Source organism: Lishizhenia sp., from assembly GCF_057456495.1.
The window spans coordinates 1-1,730 of the sequence record NZ_JBVCPV010000319.1; the positions used below are offsets into that span (position 1 = coordinate 1).

At 36.1% G+C, this 1,730-nt stretch carries 2 protein-coding genes; both read left to right on the forward strand.

Annotated elements, in window-relative coordinates; genetic code table 11:
- Positions 1–224 (forward strand): helix-turn-helix transcriptional regulator (locus tag AC22ZQ_RS14535; protein ID WP_318959471.1); only part of this gene is annotated, 224 nt, incomplete at its 5' end.
- A gap of 356 nt (positions 225–580) precedes the next feature.
- A partial coding sequence (locus tag AC22ZQ_RS14540) for a LamG domain-containing protein (RefSeq protein WP_318959472.1) occupies positions 581–1,730 on the forward strand: 1,150 nt, incomplete at its 3' end.

Genomic DNA, 1,730 nt, shown 5'->3' on the forward strand with positions numbered 1-1,730 from the left:
AGATAGGAGATGAATTCTTTATCAAGTTACAAAACAAATTTCCCAAATTAACCGAAAACGATTTGAAACTTTGTGGTTTGATTCGTTTAAAATTGACCACTAAACAAATTTCTATCGTTAAGTCGATAACACCAGATTCTGTGAAAGTATCCAAACACAGATTAAGTAAGAAATTAGGCGTGGAAAAAGGAACTGTACTCTACGAATTCTTGAAAGAACTGTAGTTTTTTTAATCATTTATTTTCATTTTTAACTCAGTATGGGTTTTGTAATGTGTTGTTTGTCAATGTTGTTTACCCTATGTTTACCCATGTTTACTTCAGGGAAATGAAAGTCATAATATATTTGTGTCGCTATTTGAAACTACTGCTTAGAGAAAACGCTAAGTAGGTTAAAATATGAAACACACTATATTGAGTTATTGCATGAAGGTAATGACCTATACCCCTTAAGTTGATTTCTACAATAGGCAATTTGCTGTTGCGATTGCTACGTGTATTTCATATGGATTTTTAACTCGTAAAAAAGAATTAGTGACAACTAAACTTTGTGCGTTGGTCGCTATGTTAAAACCATAAATATGAAAAGAATAATTACCAGTGTGTTTGCCTGTTTAACCTTAGGGGCTTTCGCACAAAACACTGCTCTTAATTTTGATGGAGTAGATGATTATGTTAAAACGTCTAATGCGGGTATTTCAGGAGATGGTGCTAGAACCATAGAGGCCTGGATTAATACTACGAACAATAGTTTACCTGGTGGACAAGGAGGAAACGGACAAGCTGTTATTGTTGACTGGGGACAGTATGGAGGTTCTTCTTACTATAACGGAAAGAGGTTTACTTTTAATACTTTGTTTAACAATTCTATCCGTGTCGAGGTTGCAGGTTCGGGACTTTCAGCAACTACACCAGTAAATGATGGTCAGTGGCACCACGTTGCGTGTACTTTTGATCCTAACGACAACGACACTGTACGTTTGTTTATCGATGGTGTTGAAGATGCAAAAGGTAGAATTACTATTGTAAATACTGGAACTACACATGCTATTACTATTGGAAAAAGAATAGATGATGTATCTTATTTCTCTGGAGACATCGATGAAGTTAAAGTATGGGATTTTGCAAAAACAGAAGCAGAAATTGCTGCAGGTATGAATGCAGAAGAATGTTCACAATCTACTTCAGGCTTAGTAGCATATTTTCCATTAAATGAAGGTGTTGCTGGAAATGATAATTCAGGTGTTTCAACAATTTTTGACCTTTCTACAAACGAAGGACATAGTACTGATTTTAGTTTAGATCTTACTACAAGTGCTTCTAACTATGTTACTGGTCCAGCAATTACAGCAGGTATGGAGATAGACGTAACATCAGCAACAAGTTGTGGTGATTATGTTTGGTCTGCAGACAATGCAACGTATACAACTTCAGGTGTATATAAGGTTGTTTTATCAAATACGTCGGGATGTGACTCTATTGTTTCTCTTGATTTAACTGTTTTAGGAGCAGATGCTACAACAGAAACGGTTACAGCTTGTAATACCTATACATGGGCTACCAATGGACAGACTTACACAACTTCTGGACAGTACACGGCTAACCTAACAAACATCAACGGATGTGATTCTATCGTTACATTAGACCTTACCATTGGAGTACCTACTTCTGGTACAGACGTAATAACGGCTTGTGATTCTTACACATGGATAGATGGAGTTACGTATACTG